At 67.9% G+C, this 16,316-nt stretch carries 19 protein-coding genes, 1 tRNA gene and 1 pseudogene; 12 read left to right on the plus strand and 9 right to left on the minus strand.

Features of this window, described 5'->3' with window-relative positions:
- Positions 1-32: 32 nt before the first annotated feature.
- Positions 33-710, plus strand: a complete 678-nt coding sequence (locus tag ON20_RS07650) for an MBL fold metallo-hydrolase (protein WP_040834268.1) — start codon at positions 33-35, stop codon at positions 708-710.
- A 3-nt stretch (positions 711-713) separates the two neighbouring features.
- On the opposite strand, the gene ON20_RS07655 is transcribed toward ON20_RS07650, so the two are convergent.
- The 5 genes and pseudogenes from ON20_RS07655 to ON20_RS07670 form a co-directional block, all read right to left on the minus strand.
- Positions 714-1,508 (minus strand): MDR/zinc-dependent alcohol dehydrogenase-like family protein, encoded by a 795-nt coding sequence (locus ON20_RS07655; protein WP_245547096.1) that lies wholly within the window; start codon positions 1,506-1,508, stop codon positions 714-716.
- 86 nt (positions 1,509-1,594) lie between these two features.
- A pseudogene (locus ON20_RS38610) lies at positions 1,595-1,762 on the minus strand (theronine dehydrogenase); the annotation flags it as partial.
- Between the two features lie 58 nt (positions 1,763-1,820).
- Positions 1,821-2,726, minus strand: coding sequence for a cutinase family protein (locus ON20_RS07660; protein ID WP_040834269.1), 906 nt, complete (start codon positions 2,724-2,726; stop codon positions 1,821-1,823).
- A gap of 303 nt (positions 2,727-3,029) precedes the next feature.
- Complete coding sequence (locus ON20_RS07665; protein WP_040834270.1) at positions 3,030-3,299, minus strand: hypothetical protein; 270 nt, start codon at positions 3,297-3,299, stop codon at positions 3,030-3,032.
- A gap of 33 nt (positions 3,300-3,332) precedes the next feature.
- A complete protein-coding gene (locus tag ON20_RS07670) occupies positions 3,333-4,277 on the minus strand; it encodes a LysR family transcriptional regulator (protein WP_040834271.1) in 945 nt (314 codons plus the stop codon).
- A 62-nt stretch (positions 4,278-4,339) separates the two neighbouring features.
- Between ON20_RS07670 and ON20_RS07675 the strand changes: the two genes are divergently transcribed.
- From ON20_RS07675 to ON20_RS07705, 8 genes are all read left to right on the plus strand, one after another.
- Entirely contained in the window at positions 4,340-4,753 is a 414-nt protein-coding gene (locus ON20_RS07675; RefSeq protein WP_040834272.1) for a DUF5997 family protein, read from the plus strand.
- Positions 4,754-5,578: 825 nt separating this feature from the next.
- Entirely contained in the window at positions 5,579-6,223 is a 645-nt protein-coding gene (locus ON20_RS07680; RefSeq protein WP_438803388.1) for a YdcF family protein, read from the plus strand.
- Positions 6,224-6,338: 115 nt separating this feature from the next.
- Positions 6,339-7,658 (plus strand): phthiocerol/phthiodiolone dimycocerosyl transferase family protein, encoded by a 1,320-nt coding sequence (locus tag ON20_RS07685; protein ID WP_051161887.1) that lies wholly within the window; start codon positions 6,339-6,341, stop codon positions 7,656-7,658.
- A 39-nt stretch (positions 7,659-7,697) separates the two neighbouring features.
- A complete protein-coding gene (locus ON20_RS07690; RefSeq protein WP_040834273.1) occupies positions 7,698-8,990 on the plus strand; it encodes a deoxyguanosinetriphosphate triphosphohydrolase in 1,293 nt (430 codons plus the stop codon).
- A gap of 35 nt (positions 8,991-9,025) precedes the next feature.
- Entirely contained in the window at positions 9,026-10,969 is a 1,944-nt protein-coding gene (gene dnaG / locus ON20_RS07695) for a DNA primase (protein WP_040834274.1), read from the plus strand.
- 119 nt (positions 10,970-11,088) lie between these two features.
- The gene (locus ON20_RS07700; RefSeq protein ID WP_438803386.1) at positions 11,089-11,328 is read left to right on the plus strand and encodes a YciI family protein; all 240 of its coding nucleotides are present in this window, start codon (positions 11,089-11,091) and stop codon (positions 11,326-11,328) included.
- Between the two features lie 5 nt (positions 11,329-11,333).
- A complete protein-coding gene (locus tag ON20_RS40935; protein WP_438803387.1) occupies positions 11,334-11,429 on the plus strand; it encodes a YciI family protein in 96 nt (31 codons plus the stop codon).
- A gap of 6 nt (positions 11,430-11,435) precedes the next feature.
- Entirely contained in the window at positions 11,436-12,680 is a 1,245-nt protein-coding gene (locus ON20_RS07705; RefSeq protein WP_051161890.1) for an RNA polymerase sigma factor, read from the plus strand.
- 36 nt (positions 12,681-12,716) lie between these two features.
- On the opposite strand, the gene ON20_RS07710 is transcribed toward ON20_RS07705, so the two are convergent.
- Positions 12,717-12,962, minus strand: coding sequence for a hypothetical protein (locus tag ON20_RS07710; protein WP_040834287.1), 246 nt, complete (start codon positions 12,960-12,962; stop codon positions 12,717-12,719).
- 208 nt (positions 12,963-13,170) lie between these two features.
- Here ON20_RS07710 and ON20_RS07715 point away from each other — a divergent pair.
- Positions 13,171-13,243, plus strand: a tRNA-Asn gene (locus ON20_RS07715).
- Between the two features lie 94 nt (positions 13,244-13,337).
- On the opposite strand, the gene ON20_RS40220 is transcribed toward ON20_RS07715, so the two are convergent.
- The 3 genes from ON20_RS40220 to ON20_RS32930 are packed head-to-tail and all read right to left on the minus strand — an operon-like array spanning position 13,338 to position 15,194.
- Positions 13,338-13,844, minus strand: a complete 507-nt coding sequence (locus ON20_RS40220) for a site-specific integrase (protein ID WP_306306828.1) — start codon at positions 13,842-13,844, stop codon at positions 13,338-13,340.
- Positions 13,799-14,527: a hypothetical protein gene (locus tag ON20_RS40225; protein ID WP_306306829.1), complete on the minus strand. Its 729-nt coding sequence runs from the start codon at positions 14,525-14,527 to the stop codon at positions 13,799-13,801. The genes ON20_RS40220 and ON20_RS40225 overlap by 46 nt, the downstream gene beginning before the upstream one ends.
- Entirely contained in the window at positions 14,520-15,194 is a 675-nt protein-coding gene (locus ON20_RS32930; RefSeq protein ID WP_051161893.1) for a helix-turn-helix domain-containing protein, read from the minus strand. Before ON20_RS32930 ends, ON20_RS40225 begins: the two co-directional genes overlap by 8 nt.
- 116 nt (positions 15,195-15,310) lie before the next feature.
- Between ON20_RS32930 and ON20_RS07730 the strand changes: the two genes are divergently transcribed.
- Both ON20_RS07730 and ON20_RS07735 read left to right on the plus strand, forming a co-directional pair.
- On the plus strand, positions 15,311-15,505 hold the full coding sequence (locus tag ON20_RS07730; RefSeq protein WP_245547097.1) for a helix-turn-helix transcriptional regulator: 195 nt from the start codon (positions 15,311-15,313) through the stop codon (positions 15,503-15,505).
- Complete coding sequence (locus ON20_RS07735) at positions 15,505-16,131, plus strand: hypothetical protein (protein WP_040834276.1); 627 nt, start codon at positions 15,505-15,507, stop codon at positions 16,129-16,131. The genes ON20_RS07730 and ON20_RS07735 overlap by 1 nt, the downstream gene beginning before the upstream one ends.
- Positions 16,132-16,316 lie beyond the last annotated feature (185 nt).

Raw genomic sequence — 16,316 nt, forward strand, 5'->3', positions numbered from 1 at the left:
CTGCCTGCCGCGTCACTCGATAGAGTCGACACGTGATCACCATCGACACCCCCTACACCGGCCACGTCTCACCGGGCTCCGCGCCGCAATGCCTCGACGTCCCCGGGACACGGGTGATAAAGATGGCGGTCGGCCCGATGAACAACAACACCTACCTGGTGCAATGCGCCGCGACCGGTGCCGCCCTGCTCATCGACGCCGCCAACGAAGCCGACCGGATCACCGAACTGATCGAACAGGAAACCCCCGGCCGCGTCGAGCTGATCGTCACCACCCACCAACACGCCGACCACTGGCAGGCCCTCGCCGCCGTCGCCGAGGCGACCGGTGCCCCCACCGCCGCCCACGCCCTCGACGCCGACCCGCTCCCCGTCGCCCCGGTCCGCACCCTCGCCGACGGCGACACCGTATCCGTCGGCGAGCTCACCTTCGATGTCATCCACTTGGTCGGCCACACACCGGGATCGGTCACTCTCGCCCTCACCGACAGCTCCGGCCGGGTCCACCTCTACACAGGGGACTGCCTCTTCCCGGGCGGTGTCGGAAAGACGTGGAAGCCGGAGGACTTCGACACCCTGTACGCCGACGTCACCACCAAACTGTTCGACCGGTACCCGGACGACACCGTCGTGTACCCGGGCCACGGCGACGACACCACGCTGGGTGTCGAGCGCCCGCACCTGGACGAGTGGCGCGAGCGCCGGTGGTGATGCTCATTCCAGGTCGATAACCGTTTTCACCTCGTCGCCGGAGTCGGTGAATTCCTCGGCGGCGCGGTCGAGCGGTGCCCGGCGGGTGATCAGCGATGTCGCCCACGACCGGTCGGCTCGGGCCAACACGTCGGCAGCGGCGCGGTAGTGCCGGACATTCGCGTTCACCGAACCGATCATGACATCGTTTTCCAGCACGATTTCGCGGTTGGGTGCACCGACGTCGACGCTGAGTGTCTGCCCCGCCGCGGATACGCCGGTCAGACAGGTGATGCCGTAGCGCCCGGTGCCGGCCATCGCCCCGGCGATCACGGCCTTCGCGCCGGTGGCCTCGACCACCACGTCCGGTTCGCATTCCTCGGTCACCTGCTCCAGATCCCCGTGGTGGTAGGTGGCGCCGAGTCCACGGACCAGATCCGGCTTCGGACCGTCGGTTACCTGGTCCAGGACGTGGACCTCTAGGCCCTTCTGTATTCCGATCATCGCCGCCAACAGTCCTACCGGACCGGCCCCGCTGACCAGGACGCGACGGGGTTCGAACCAGCTTCGCCGCCCCACGTATTCGATCTGCTCCCACGCCTTGGCCACCACACCCGTCGGTTCGAGTAGGACTCCGACATACCCCAGCCCGGGATCCACCCGCACCGCGTAGTCGGTTTCCACCGTCCACAGTTCACTGCCGTATCCGTCGAGCTCCTTGATGCCGCGTTCGCGGTAGCGGCTGTTGCGGCACATATCGAACTCGCCGTGCGCGCATGCCCCACACGGTTCGGGATCGGGCCGGCGCACCACCCCCACCACCAGATCCCCTTCGGCGAAGCCCGACCGGTGGGGGCCTGGACGACCCGGCCGAGGGATTCGTGCCCGAGCACCAGACGGTCGCTGCCCGGCGGGGCCGAGCCGTAGTCACCGTGGGCGATCTCCTTGTCCGTACCGCACACGCCGAGCGCGATACCCCGAACCAGTAGTTCGTCCCGGCCTGCTACCGCGTCGGGTACCTGCTCCACCCGCACCGAATCCCGTCGCCCCGGTCGCACTGTGATCGCCTGCATGCGCGGCGACTACCCGGCTCGTCGCGGACCATGCCGTGGGAACTGGTTCGCCGGGTTCTCAGGCCAGGTCGATGAGCTGCCGACGCAGCCAGGTCAGCGGGGTGACGCCGCCACCCACCTGGTACGACGGGTAGCTCTGGTGGATACCGGATTTGATGAAATCGTCGATCTGTTTCTTGCGTTCCTCGTAGGCGGTGCCGTTGAGCTGGTCGTGCAGCAGGCCGAGACCGCCCGCGGAGAGGACGTCGTTGAGGAGGACACCCGCCTGCTGCTGGTAGTTATCGAACTGGGCGGGGTCGGGATTGGAGATCTGGGCGAAGAAACCGGCGATGCGGGCGGCGAAATCCCCGGCGGGGGTGGAGCAGTACAGATCACCGATGGCGCAGAAGGTATAGGTTCGCGGACCGAGCCAGCCGAAGCCGCCGAGGCGGGGACCGCCGGCGCCGGCGCCCGGGACGGCCGGGCCGACCAGGTTGTCGGTGGGGGAGCGGCGCGGATCCGCGACGAGCCCGACCAGGGCGACCCGCTGCGGGGGTACCACGCCGAGACCGGTGCCGATCTCGGCGGCGAGGTCGCCGGCGGCGTCGGCGCCTTGGCTATAGCCCAATAACACGTAACGGGTTGCGCCGCAGCGCTGCGCCGTATCGGCGATCAGTGCGCGGGCACCGTCGATGGCTTCGTGCTTGGATCGGCCGTAGATCTCGCCCTCCCACGGGAACGCGGTCGCCGAATAGGCGACGTAGTCGGTTCGGGCGTTACCCGGCAGGTTGTCGGCGACCAGGGCGAGCATTCCCTTGCCGGGTTCGGCCTTCGAGGTCTCCCAGGTGCCGGGGATCACGACGACATGAAGGTCCGGGCAGGCCGCCGGGGCGGCGTGTGCGGTGGAAGCGACGACTCCCGGCAGTGCGACGGCGGCGAGTGCGGCCGCCAAGTGGACGGCGGTGTTCTTCCAGCGAGAAAACATTGTGTACTCCGTGTGTTCACCAAGCGGCCACAGCCCGTTGACCAGCTGTTTCGAGATGATCTACGCAGCTGACGGGGACGCTGTTTGCCGGCTCCAACGCGTTGAGTACATGGTGCGTGACAACAGGGTCCGGCGCCATATTTGTGTGGTCTGCCACTGTGTCGGCACTCGTATTCCGGGTATCCCAACGGGCCGCGGAAGACCGAGTTCGCTCGAGGTGGCCGATCCGAGGACAGGTATTCGTACTTCTCGACCGAAGCCGCGGCCCCGATTCACCGACCGCACGGTCGTAGAGCCGACACATTACGCGCCGGACTCGACCGGGCACGCGCACAGGGGTATTCGAGTGTTGACCGGGAACTCGGAAGAGCTGCGCTCGACCGCCGTCCCTGTTCCGTGCGCGTCCAGTAGTTTCCACCATGGCACTCGCACCGGCCTGACCGCTTGCGGCGCAGGCCGTTCCACGCCATCCGCGACGTCGCCGACCACCTGCGCGGCAGCCCAGGAGGTCGCCGCCATGGGGAGCGCTTCGACAACGACCGCGTCCTCACGGTGCCGGGTTCCACCGAGCACGTCGATCACCGTGGAGTTCGCGGTTGTCGCAGTCTACCGCCTGCGCCGCCGCGACGGTCTCCCGGACACGCCAGAACGAGCGTTCCGGGTGTGCGTGGCCTGCCCGGCTTCCCGTTTCCGGCCGGAACCGGCCTGCTCACCGCCCGTCTTGCGGGCGGCCGGCGAACGTGAACTGCGTTCGGAACGACCGCGCACGACGCCCACGAACTCCTCGACCGTCTCGGTTGTCGCCGCGGCGGGCCAGGCCAGCGCGATCCGCGTCGGCGCGGCATCGGAGACCGGTCGATACACCACATCGCGCCGGGCGTGCAGGCGGGCGATGGAGTGGGGAACGACAGCGGCGCCGACGCCTGCCGCCACCAGTTCGATCGTCATCGCGGCGTCATCGAGGTCGTCGGCGTCCTGCATCGGCTCATCGGCCAGATCGGGGGTGGTGACTTCGGTGAACAGCGAGATCGGATGCTCCTTGGGCACGACGACGACGGCCACCTCCTGATACAGCGGAATGACGCTGAGGCCCTCTCGATCGATCGGCAGGCGGACAAAGCACATGTCGACCCGGCCTGTGCGCAATGCCACCAGTTGGTCCGCTCCGGCCACGGGGATCGTCTCGAGCGGGACATCAGGGAACCGTTCTCGCCAGATCCGCTCCCATTTCGACACCGTGACACCGGGGACGAAGCCGACCCGCAACCCGGGATTCGTCTCGGAGGCAGGCTCGGAGCGGGCCGCGTCGGCTCGGGCCACGGCCTGTCGGGCTTCGATCAGCAGCTCGCGTCCGGCGTCGGTCAGCTGTGTCGGCCGCGCCCCGGGCACGAAAAGCGTCGTGCCCAGTTCCCGTTCCAGATCGATGACGGTACGGCTCAGCAGCCGGCGCGAGATGCGAAGATTTTCGGCTGCCCGCGTGAAATGCAGCTCCTCGGCGACGGCGACAAACCAGCGCAGTCGCGTTACCTCGATGGAATCGGCCCGGTTCATTGCACGCAGCGTATTGCACCTGCGTGGTGAGGCGGTACGGGCGGGCCGGATACGCTGTCGGAGTGAGTTCGGAGAAGAAACCGCAGATGCTGAAGCCGCTCACCGCGGCGAACAAGCTGGGCATTTACCTTCCGGCGGCCCCGGAGAGCTTCCGGAACTCACCGATTTCGCGGGATGAACTCGCCGCATTGCGCGCCAACCCGCCGGAATGGCTGGTCGAACTACGCCGCCGCGGACCGTTTCCGCGCGATATCGTCGCCCGCAAACTGGGCATCTCCAACAGCGGACTGGCCCGCGCGGGAGTGTCCGACGCGCTCACAGCCGACGAGATCGCCGCCTTGTCGGCCGATCCGCCGGACTGGCTGCTCCGGGAGCGGGAAAGCCATGCCGCGGTCCTGCGGAACAACGAGCGGATCGAAGCCGACCGGGAACGACGCCTGGCCGCGTCGAACCGGCCCGCCGGGAAACGTCGATAACCCTTTCGGTCGATGCCCGTACCCCTCGAAACACTCCTGCGAAGCGGCGCCGCACCGCAAGGGAAGAGAAGCGGATATCCGCCGGCTCGGCGGCGCTCCTCGGCGACCTGGTCGGACAACGGGTGATGGGTTCCTGGAGTTCGGTGACCCATAAGACGGTGTCCTCGTCCCAGGCCAGGATGACCTCCCGGGCGGCCCCGGCGCTGCGGTAGCCGCTGTCGGGGTCGACATGGTCGGGGGCGCAGCAGCCCCGGCGAGTCGTGGTGCCGCAGCATGCGCACCGATACCCGTCCGTGTCCGGCGAAGTCTCCGATACTCGACATGGCGGCTCCCGGTTTACGTCCTGACACGGTGTCAGGGTCAACGCCCGTGCGGCCCACGGTAAGAGTGTGTCGGCTCGCCGGTCGCGCGGTGTGGTCGAAATGCCGTCGCGACCGGCGGGTGCGGGGACGACACCGGGCCCGCCCGGGTGGGCGCTCGGGAGAAGCGCCGCAGGCGGACCCGACCCGAACAATGTCGTGCCTGGTCGGACGTGTGGGCTTCATGGTCGCGACAGGAGGCGGTCACGGATAACGATTCGATCGAGAACTCCCACCAGGGTGATCACGGTCGCGGGTGGGTCGAGGCGATTCCGGGTACTCACCACGGTCGTCCTCGCGCTCGGAAACCGGATTCGACCAGGGCGAATTCCTCTCCTCCCCGCCCTCTGTCCACCCGTCCCCGCCCCAACGAGGCGGCACGGCCGCATACGGATCTGCCGGCACACTCGACGACGTGAATTCGGCACCTCTGCGCACGCGCTCGGTATCGGTGACGGAATCCAGGGTGCCGCCGGGCGCCGGCGCCGGGATTCTGCGCTGGGGATGGCGGCTGCTCGTCGGGGCCGTACTGGTGGCGCTGGTACTTGTCGGGGGAACCGCGGTGCGGGTGTGGCAGGTGGCGCGGATCAACGACTACACCTCGGCGGACGCGATCGTGGTGTTGGGCGCGGCCCAGTATTCGGGGACCCCGTCGTCGGTGTTCGAGGCGCGGTTGGACCAGGCCTACAACCTGTTCGAGGCGGGGGTGTCGCCGCTGGTGATCACGGTGGGGGGGAAACAGGAAGGGGATCTGTACACCGAGGCCGCGTCCGGGAAGAACTACCTGATGGACCGAGGCATCCCCGAGCAGAACATTCACGCCGTGGAAACCGGCTCCGACACCCTGCGCAGCGTCGAGGCGGTGGCGGACGCGATGCGGGAACGCGGTTTGTCCTCGGCCGTGCTGGTGAGCGATCCGTGGCATTCGCTACGGACCCGCACCATGGCACGCGATGCCGGCCTCGACGCCTGGACCGCGCCCACCCGTACGGGCCCGGCCGTCTACACGCGGGAGTCGCAGCTGCACGGAATCACCCGGGAGACCGCCGCGCTGCTGTGGTACCAACTCACCCATTTCTCCGCGGATTTCGGGTACACCGCGCAGCAGTGATCCCCGCTCCGGATGAGCGCCGTGTCAACGGCGGATTTCCGCGACACCCCCGGGGCATGGACACGCGGTGTTCGGTTTTGCCGAGTGGCCGGCGTGGGCGCACCATCACCGCGTGATGTGGGATCAGGGTGATGTGGTGCGGATACTCGCACCGTCCGAGCAGCGCTTCGTGCGGCACGGAACCTACACCGGGCGCACTGTGTCGGTGATAGGTCGACTCGATATCGACGCCCTACGAATAGCGTTCGCGGCGTTACGTCAGGAGTATCCGATACTGGCCTGTCGGATCGGTATCGACGCCGCCGGACGTGGCCATCTGCTCAGACCTTCGCCCTTCGGGCCGTCCGGGCTGTGGGCCGGTTACGGCGACCCCGCGACCGTGCGTCTGCCGGCCGCTCAGCTGGACCCGGGGGAGCAGCTGGCATATCTCGACGTGGTGTGCTCGTCCCGTCCCCGGGCACGGGTGACCCTGTTCGTGCACCACGGCATCGCCGACGGCGGATTCTGTGTGGAACTGTTCGCGCGGCTGTGGGATCACTACACCAGCTGGATGGAGACCGGCACCGCGCATATCGTCCGACGCGCCTACCCGGAATCACCGGAACGGCATCTCGAACTGCGCGGAATCGCGCGCGGGGTGTGTTCGGGGCTCGAGCGGGTCGCCCACCCGCTGCCGGAGGGCTCGGCGGCTCCGTACCCCGCCGGCTCGGACGAGGGCGCCGCCGAACACGGCGAAACTCCCGCGGAGAACTCCCTCGTGCGCCCCCGCCGGCTCCTCTTCGACCGCGCCGGCACGAGCCGGATCGTCGAACAGAGCCGAGCGCATCGGCTCACGGTGAACGCGCTTCTCACCGCCGCCGTCCTGCGCGCGTACGCCTCGGTGACCGGGCCGGCCACGGCTCCGGTCCGCCTGGGCTGCCTCTACCCGGTGGATCTGCGGTCCCGGCTGACCCCGCCCGTGACTGTCGCGGCGGGCACCAATATGGGCGGGCTCGCCGCGTTCGCGGCCGATATCGACGAGTCGGTGAACCTGGTGGAGTTGGCGCAGCGGGTGGCGACGGTACTGCGTGACGATCTCGCCGACGGGGTCGTCGCACAGTCGGTACTGCATTTTCCCGACTATTTCGGCGCGGGGCGGCTCCATTCGCTGGCCGGTCATATCGCGATCACGAACACCGGTGTGGTGCCTGCCCTCCGAACCCCGGCCGGTCTGCGGATCACCGACTACGAGATCGTCTACCTGTCCGCACATCCGCGCCCGTCGCAGGGGGCGTCGGCGGCCGTCACGATCCTGTCCTACACCTTCGCCGGGCGGTTGGCCGTCGCCGTACTGGGCGGCCCCGAACCGGGACGGCTGCTCGACACCATCGCCGCGGAGCTCGGCGCCCCGGTCCGATGGGGCGAGCCGCCGATGGCGAGCAGCCCCATCGGGTAGCGGCGTCGGTTCGGTGACCCGTCACCCGGTGGTGTCCGTATGCGCGTCGTTCGGACACCACCGGGTGGCAGACTCGGTGCGGTGAGCTACACCGAGCACGACCGGGAACGCATGGTCCGGGAGGCCCCCAAAACCGCCGGGTTGGTCTCCAACGGCGCCGCCGGCAACGGGCATCGCAGCGACTTCGCACGTGACCGCGCCCGGGTGCTGCATTCGGCGGCGCTCCGCCGTCTCGCCGACAAAACCCAGGTCATGGGCCCGCGCGACGGCGACACCCCGCGCACCCGGCTCACCCATTCCCTGGAGGTCGCCCAGATCGGCCGCGGTATCGCCGAAGGCCTCGGCTGCGATCCGGACCTGGCCGAACTGGCCGGTCTCGCGCACGATATCGGCCACCCGCCCTACGGTCACAACGGCGAGAAGGCGCTGGATGCCTTCGCCGACCGTTACGGCGGTTTCGAGGGCAACGCCCAGAACCTGCGCATCCTCACCCGCCTCGAGCCGAAGGTACTCGACCCCGACGGTCACAGTGTGGGCCTGAACCTCACCCGCGCCGCACTCGACGCCACCGTCAAATACCCGTGGCAGCGCACCGGATCCGGCCCCAAGTTCGGCGCCTACGACGTGGACATCGACCGGCTGGCCTGGGTCCGCAAGGGCGCGCCGCCGCGCCGGCAGACCCTGGAATGCCAGATCATGGACTGGTCCGACGATGTCGCCTATTCGGTGCACGATGTGGAGGACGGCATCATCGCCGGGCGGATCGACCTGCGCGCCCTCGCCGACCCGGTGGAACGGATGGCGCTGGCCGAGCTCGGATACGGGCGCCATCCCGGGCTGTCGGTGGACGACCTGGTCGCCGCCGCGCACCGGCTGTGCGAACTGGCCGTGGTCACCGAGGTATTCGACTACGACGGCACCCTGGCCGGTTCGGTCGCGCTCAAACGGCTCACCAGCGAACTCGTCGGCCGTTTCGCCAATGCCGCGGTGGTGGCGACCCGGGAAGTGGCCGGGGCGAACCCGGTACGCCACGCCGCCGACATGACGGTGCCGCCGATAGCGGCGGCCGAGGTCGCGATCCTCAAAACGGTCGCGCTCCGCTACGTCATGTCCGACCCGGATCACAAACTCCGCCAGGCCGAACAACGCGCCCGCCTCACCGCGGTCGCCGAATATCTGCTGGCCACCGCCCCCGTCGGCCTGGATCCGCTGCTGATGCCCTGGTGGGATGCGGCCACCGACGATACCGAGCGGGTGCGGGTGATCGTCGACCAGATCGCCTCCTACACCGAGAGCCGCCTGGAACGGATCGCCGCGGCATTGCCCGGCTGACAGGCGCGTCGGGTCTCGGGATTAGACTCTCGAGAGTGCCCGGACGAATACCTGATCGCGATATCGCGGCGATCCGTGAACGCGTCCGGATCGAGGATGTGGTCGGCGAGTATGTCGCGCTCAAACGCGCCGGCGCCGACTCCATGAAGGGCCTGTGCCCGTTCCACGACGAGAAATCCCCGTCGTTCCACGTGCGGCCCAACCACGGCCTGTTCCACTGTTTCGGCTGCAGCGAGGGCGGCGATGTCTACGCCTTCCTGCAGAAGATCGAACACATCGGTTTCGTCGAGGCCGTCGAACAGCTCGCCGACCGGATCGGTTACCGCATCAACTACGAGGGCGGCGGCACTTCGGTGCAGCGCGACCGCGGCACTCGCGCCCGGCTCGTCGCCGCCAACGCCGCCGCGCACGAGTTCTATATGGCCCGCCTGCGCGAACCCGCCGCCGCCACGGCCCGCCGCTTCCTCACCGAACGGAACTTCGACGAGGCGGCCATGGCCCAATTCGGCTGCGGCTACGCCCCGGAGGGCTGGGACACGCTCACCAAACACCTGCTGGGCAAGGGATTCGAATTCAAGGAGCTCGAGGCGGCCGGGCTGTCCCGGCAGGGCCGCCGTGGCCCTATCGACCGGTTCCACCGCCGGCTGCTGTGGCCCATCCGCAACCTCGGCGGCGACGTCATCGGCTTCGGGGCCCGCAAACTCTTCGACGACGACACCATGCCGGGCAAGTACATCAACACCCCGGAAACCGTGCTGTACAAGAAATCCCAGGTGCTGTTCGGTCTGGACCACGCCAAACGGGAGATCGCCAAAACCAGGCAGGCGGTGGTGGTCGAGGGCTACACCGATGTCATGGCCATGCACCTGGCCGGGGTGAAAACCGCTGTCGCCGCATGCGGTACGGCCTTCGGTGACGAACACTTCGCGGTGTTGCGCCGCCTGCTCATGGACGACAACTTCTGGAGCGGCGAGATCATCTTCACCTTCGACGGTGACGCCGCCGGCCAGGCCGCCGCGCTGAAGGCGTTCCTCGGTGACCAGAAGGTTGCCGGGAAGACGTTCGTAGTGATCACCCCCGACGGCCAGGACCCGTGCGAGCTGCGGCAGCGTTCCGGCGACGCGGCGCTGCGCGATCTGGTGGCCCGCCGCGAGCCCCTGTTCGACTACGCGCTGCGCCGCGAAATCGCCAGACGCGAGGACAGTCGCACCCGGACCCTCAGCTATGAGAGCCAGGTGGAGGTCATGCAGTGGGCGCTGCCGATCGTCGCCCAGCTGCGCGACCACGGCCTGCGTAAACGCTACGCCACCCAGCTGGCCGAATGGACCGGCTGGCACGACCCGGCGATGGTGCACCGCCGGGTCACCGAGGAAGCCCGGCGGCTGCGCGGCGGCGCGGCAGGCCGGCCCGCCCGCGGCGGCTCCGGCGCGAAGAACGGCGACACGGAAATCGCCGACCATCCGGCGGCCCGGCCCGACCCCCGCGACCCCGCGCTGCTGTTCCAGCGGCAGGCCCTGGCCGCCGGCCTGCAGTATCCGTCGATCGCGGGCCCGGCCTTCGACGCCCTGGAAACCGACGCCTTCACCCATCCCGCCTACCGCACCGTGCGCACCCTCATGGCCGCGGCAGGCGGGGCCGCGGCGGGCCGTTCGGGCGCCGATTGGGTGAACGCCGTCGGCGACCAGGCCTCCGACCTCACCATCCGCGCCCTCATCTCCGAACTCGCCGGCGAACCGCTTCCGGTGAAGAGCACCGACGATATTCCCCGGTTCATCACCGGGGTCCTGGCCCGAGCCCAGGAAGCGCTGGTCGGCCGCCAGATCGCCGAACTGAAATCGAAACTGCACCGGGTATCGTCCACCGAACGGCCCGAGGAGTACATGGCGCTGTTCGGTGACCTGGTGGCATTGGAGCAGTACCGCAAGAGCCTGCTCGAACAGGCCATGGGCAATTACGGGGACTTCGTTGCCGGCGGTTAGGTCGCCGATTCGTCCTCCTGTCGGAATTCTTCTCGGGTCTGTCGATCCGGTACGGGCCCGTTCGTGTAGTGGGTGAGACCGGCGCCCGGCCGGTACGACAGAACACGGAGGAACCAGCGATGGCTCGCTATCTGCTCGGCATCTACCAGCCCGACACCGGTGAAGTGCCGGACGATCTGGACGACATCATGCGGAACCTGGAAGCGCTCAACGACGAGATGCGCGCCGCCGGTGTCTGGGTATTCGCCGCCGGCCTGCACCCGCCGGCCAGTGCCACCGTGGTGCATCCCGGCCCCGACACGCTCATCACCGACGGCCCGTATATCGAGGTCAGGAGCACATCGGCGGCTTCACCGTGATCGAGGTGGCTGATCTGGACGAGGCGCTGGCCTGGACGCGCAAACTGGTCACGGTGCTACGCGGCCTGGCGGTCGAGGTGCGGCCGATCGCGGAGGGCTGAGACGCGATGTCGCACGCACGGCCGGACGGTGGTGTCACCGACACCGCCATCCACGAGGTGTTCACCGAACACTACGGGCGGGCCGTCGCGAGCCTGATCCGCGTCTTCGGCGATATCGATATCGCCGAAGACGCGGTCCAGGACGCGTTCACCACGGCGATCCGCCGCTGGCCCGCCGACGGGATACCTCCGAGCCCACCGGGCTGGATCATCACCACCGCGCGCAACAGCGCCATCGACCGTCTCCGCCGCGAGGCCACCCGCGACGACCGGCACGCCCAGGCCGCACTCCTGCACACCCACCACGAACCGGCCGAACCCGCGGTAGTGCCCGACGACCGGCTCCGGTTGATCTTCACCTGCGCACATCCGGCCCTGGCGCCGGAGGCCCGCGTGGCACTGACACTGCGGCTGCTGGGCGGCACGAGCACCGCACAGCTGGCCCGCGCCTTTCTGACCTCGGAACCGGCCATGGCACAGCGCCTGGTCCGGGCCAAACGCAAGATCCGCCAGGCCCGTATCCCCTACCGGGTGCCGGACGCGGCCGAACTACCCGACCGGCTGCGCGGGGTCCTCGCCGTCATCTACCTGATCTTCACCGAGGGCCACACCACCGCCGACGGCGCCGAACTGACCCGCCCCGGCCTGTGCGCCGAGGCCATCCGCCTCGGCCGCGTCCTCGCCGCGCTCATGCCCGACGAACCGGAGGCCACCGGACTTCTGGCGCTCATGCTGCTCACCGACGCCCGCCGGGCCGGCCGCACCACCGAAGACGGTGCCCTGATCACATTGGCGAACCAGGACCGCACCCGATGGGACCGTGCCGCGATCGCGGAAGGACAGGCGCTGGTCCGGCAGTGTCTGCGCCGAAACCGACCGGGGCCCTATCAGATTCAGGCAGCGATCAACGCGGTCCACACCGATGCCCCGGACGTCGCGAGCACCGACTGGCAGCAGATCGCGCAGCTCTACGACCAGTTGATGGCCGTCGCGCCCGGTCCGATCGTCGCGCTCAACCGCGCGGTAGCGATCGCCGAACTGGATGGTCCCGCCGCCGGGCTCGCCCTGGTCGAAGAGCTCACGGTCCCGAGGTCCTATCACCTGTATCACGCGGTGCGAGCAGACCTGCTGTCCCGCTGTGGCCGCAACTCCGAAGCGGTCGCCGCCTATGACACCGCGATCGAAGCCGCCACCAACGCCGTGGAACGAGACCATCTACGCCGACGCCGCGAGGACGCCGCACGCCGATGAACCCGCACGGCCCCGTGGTGTGGCGCGGATCTCTCCTCAGCGACGCAGCTGGTCGTGAGGCACCATGATCGTGGTGCGCTCGTCGATCGGCTTCATCGGCTCGAGTTTCGGCTGGGTACTGAGCGAATCCGCCAGTTTCTGTCGCCCGACCTGCACCAGTTTGCGCGTCACCGGACTCGCCGCGACCGCGCGAGCACCCGCACTGATCTGCTCATAGCGCGCCCGCCCGGCCTTACTGCCCAGCACATAGCCGGCACCGACGGCGATGATCAACCGCAGCATCTGGTCGAGCTCCTCCCAATCGTGACGTGCGGACACCATCCTGCCCGACACCTACCACCCACGTCGATCCGCACCGCCGCAGAACCCCCGTTCAACCCTGGTATCTGCCCGGGTCGCACGCTTTCGACTACGCGATTTGGGAGCCCGACCACCCATACGCTAGAGTTTCTCCTCGGTCCGACCGGAACGGACGGGCCAGGGTAAGCGATCCCCTATAGCTCAATTGGCAGAGCAGCCGACTGTTAATCGGCAGGTTACTGGTTCGAGTCCAGTTGGGGGAGCACGAAAACAACCCCCTACCAGCGCAAACAGGTAGGGGGTTGACCTTTACCCGATGAATGTGCGTCCGAAAAATCCCGTACTTTCCCCGTACATTCAATCCCGTACTTTCCCGGACGCGTACCGATCGAGGACGCTGCGCACGTCCGGGCCATGCGTCCGACGCTCGACATAGTGCTGCTCGGTGGTCGACTGCCGAGCGTGCGAGAGTTGGTGTTGTGCTTCGGTCAGGCCGAGTTCGCCCGTGATCACGGTCGCCACCGTGCGCCGGAACGAATACGGCGTGACCCAATCGAGGCCGTCATGCCCCTTGAGCGCGGCCCGCAGCGATCGGCGCAGGTTCGCCAAGCTCATCCATCCGCCGTCGCGATTCGCGAACACCTGTCCATAGTCTCCAGACTGGCCGATCATCTCCGTGAGCGCAGCGACCGCGAGCGCGGGCAGCACCAGCGTATGATCCGGTGCTCCGCCCTTGCGTTCGTCCTGGCGGTGCACGGGCAGCGGATTGCCGTTCTCGTCCTCTGCCTGCCCGTGGTCGATGATCGTTCCCGTGAGCGTCATGGTCGGCGGATCGGCCAACAGATCGACCTCATAGCACCGCACGGCCAGCAGTTCATTCGGCCGGCACCCTGTCGACCCGAGAACGTCGACGACGGCGGGCAGTAGACGGCCCGGTTTCGGACCGTTCCGCCGCGGGCGGTCGCAGAATTCTCGGATTGCCGCGCGGATCGCGATGAACTCGGCGGGTGTCGCCGCGCGTGCGTCTGCCTTGTGCACCTGAACAGTCTCGTTTCGCGGATCGGGTTCACTTTGATCACGTCGTAGCGGACCGCCAGGGCGAACATGCCGACGAGGATTGTCCGCAACTGCTTACCGGACGTCGCCGATCGGGCGGACACGATCTTCAAGTGCGCTTCGCCGCGGCTGGTCGGGAATTCCCGAATGCGAAGCGCGCCGATCTGTTTCTCGGCGTTCCTTTCCCAGCCTCGGCGGTACTGGGTGGCCGACTGCCGCTTGATCTTCTTGGTGGCCAACCAGATGGCGAACAGTTCCGACAAGGTCGTTTTGTCGGTCACGAGCGCGGCCGCGGTGACGGGTGCGGATCGTGAGCGCAACTCTCGGAGTAGGTTCCGGCGTGCATCTTCTTCGCTGCGGCCGCTGCGCTCGACCTCGCGGCGCTTGCCGTCCTCATCGCGGATATACGTCGTCGCGGTGAACTTGCCTGGTTCGGCCTCGCGTACGGTGATCTTCCCCCACTCGCCGGGTTGCATCCGCTGTCTAGGCATCGGAGTGTCTTCCATGCGGCACGGTCGGCAGTTCGGTGCGAAACTCACCGACCACGCCCCCGTGCTGGCGGATCGCGGCGGCGAGATCATCGCGGCGGGGCGTCAACTCGTCGACCTTCTCCTGATACCGCCGGTCAATCTCGTCGGCGTTGTCGGGGTCGCGGCGGCTGTCCCGAATCGCTTGTACACGGATGGATTTCAGCTCTCGATCCAGATCACGGAGCATTCGCGACGCCCCGAGGAGATCGAATGTGTCGGGCACTTCCGGTGTCTTGTCGTCTGGGTGGCCCTCCATCCAGGTGGGGGGGAACCAATAGAGGCCGGCCAGCCAGTCCGCGGCATCAACGCTGCGGATATGCCGGCCGGGAACCACTTCCACGCTGCCGTCAGGCAGTTCCGGGAACAGCAACCAGGCTGGCCACACGTTCAGCGCGGACGCGAGGATGACCAGCTCGGCGACATCCAGTTTGCCCGCTCGCTGATTGTTTTCGATCTTGCTGATTGCCACACGATGAATCGGAAATCCGAGATCTTTTGTGCGACTGGCTAGTTCGACAACGCTAATACCTTGCGCCTTCCGGAGTTCGGCGACTGCGCGCCCCACTCTCGCCGCGATCGCGCGCCGCCATTCGGTCGCGCCCTCATCAGGATTGTCGGTGTTCTGCATGGCGACAGTCTGCCACTCGTTGCCGAGATGCGGAACGGTGCGCTATCGTCCATATCGTTCCTATACGCGACATGTATTCGTGAAATGTCGCAATCCAGAACAAAATGGAGGTAAGGGTGTCTCACCAGCAAGAGCGACTGCATCAGATTCCCGGTACGTGCGAGCGGCTAGGCGTGAGCCGGTCGACGGTCTACGAACTGATCAAGAGCGGCGAACTGGCATCGGTCAAGGTCCGGGGCCGTCGATTGGTCGCCGAGAGCGCAATCCAGGACTTCATCGCGAAGGTCTCCGCCGATCAGGGCGTGGCCTGATGTTTCCCCACAACGAAAGCGACCCGGCCGCGGGTGGAGCCGCGGACCGGGCCATAACCGACTCCCAGCAGGAAGAAGGCAACGCCATGGTACCCACTACCCCCGAGTTCCACTCCCATGACTGCCCCCGCTGCGTGCACTGCGGGAATGCCCGCGGTCCGTGGGTCCCAACCGGCGATCACTGCGAACATGGCGTGCAGACGTTCATGTGCAAGGACGGCCACGGCTGCACCGACCGCGCCGAGATGGCCGAGCAGGACGCCTCTGCTACCCCCTTTCGTCCCGGTGACCGGGTGCGTACCCGCCGCGGGAACCTCGCCACGATCGTGGCCGATGACCAGCCGCCCGGGTTCATCAGCATTCAGTTCGATTTCGACGATATGCCGGTCGTGTGTGAGGTCGCCGAGCTTGAGCCGGTCGCCGAGGTCGACGAGTCGGCCGAGCTCGAGGTGATGCGCGCCGAGGCCGGTCCAACGCGGGAGATATGCGGCCGGATCGCCGATGCCCTCTCCGTGCGCGGTCGGGTGTTGACCCTCGCCGAGGTGTTGAGCATCGCGAACATGCTGGGCCTACCGTCCGCCGATCTGTTGCCGGATGACCGCGACGAAGAACCGGCCGACCGCTGACCACTACGGCGAAGGCTCCCGGGCGCTGTTCCGGGAGCCTTCGAAAAAGGGGCCGATGGGATGGCCTTCGACGAGCCTAGCTCATGGGTAGCCGGTCGGCGGCCGGTCGATGCCGCGCCGGGTGCCGAGCTGGTGGCGTACGGCACGGACGCGGGACTGGGCCGGGCCCTGTGCCGCGGCGTGGC

Origin of the sequence: Nocardia brevicatena NBRC 12119 (assembly GCF_000308495.1) — a bacterium.
GTDB lineage: Bacteria > Actinomycetota > Actinomycetes > Mycobacteriales > Mycobacteriaceae > Nocardia > Nocardia brevicatena.

Coding starts and splice junctions, on each gene's coding strand:
- ON20_RS07660 (WP_040834269.1), bottom strand. CDS start 2,726: ATGTTTTCTCGCTGGAAGAACACCGCCGTCCACTTGGCGGCCGCACTC.
- ON20_RS07670 (WP_040834271.1), bottom strand. CDS start 4,277: ATGAACCGGGCCGATTCCATCGAGGTAACGCGACTGCGCTGGTTTGTC.
- ON20_RS07685 (WP_051161887.1), top strand. CDS start 6,339: ATGTGGGATCAGGGTGATGTGGTGCGGATACTCGCACCGTCCGAGCAG.
- ON20_RS07690 (WP_040834273.1), top strand. CDS start 7,698: ATGCGCGTCGTTCGGACACCACCGGGTGGCAGACTCGGTGCGGTGAGC.
- ON20_RS07700 (WP_438803386.1), top strand. CDS start 11,089: ATGGCTCGCTATCTGCTCGGCATCTACCAGCCCGACACCGGTGAAGTG.
- ON20_RS07705 (WP_051161890.1), top strand. CDS start 11,436: ATGTCGCACGCACGGCCGGACGGTGGTGTCACCGACACCGCCATCCAC.
- ON20_RS07710 (WP_040834287.1), bottom strand. CDS start 12,962: ATGCTGCGGTTGATCATCGCCGTCGGTGCCGGCTATGTGCTGGGCAGT.
- ON20_RS40225 (WP_306306829.1), bottom strand. CDS start 14,527: ATGCCTAGACAGCGGATGCAACCCGGCGAGTGGGGGAAGATCACCGTA.
- ON20_RS32930 (WP_051161893.1), bottom strand. CDS start 15,194: ATGCAGAACACCGACAATCCTGATGAGGGCGCGACCGAATGGCGGCGC.
- ON20_RS07735 (WP_040834276.1), top strand. CDS start 15,505: ATGTTTCCCCACAACGAAAGCGACCCGGCCGCGGGTGGAGCCGCGGAC.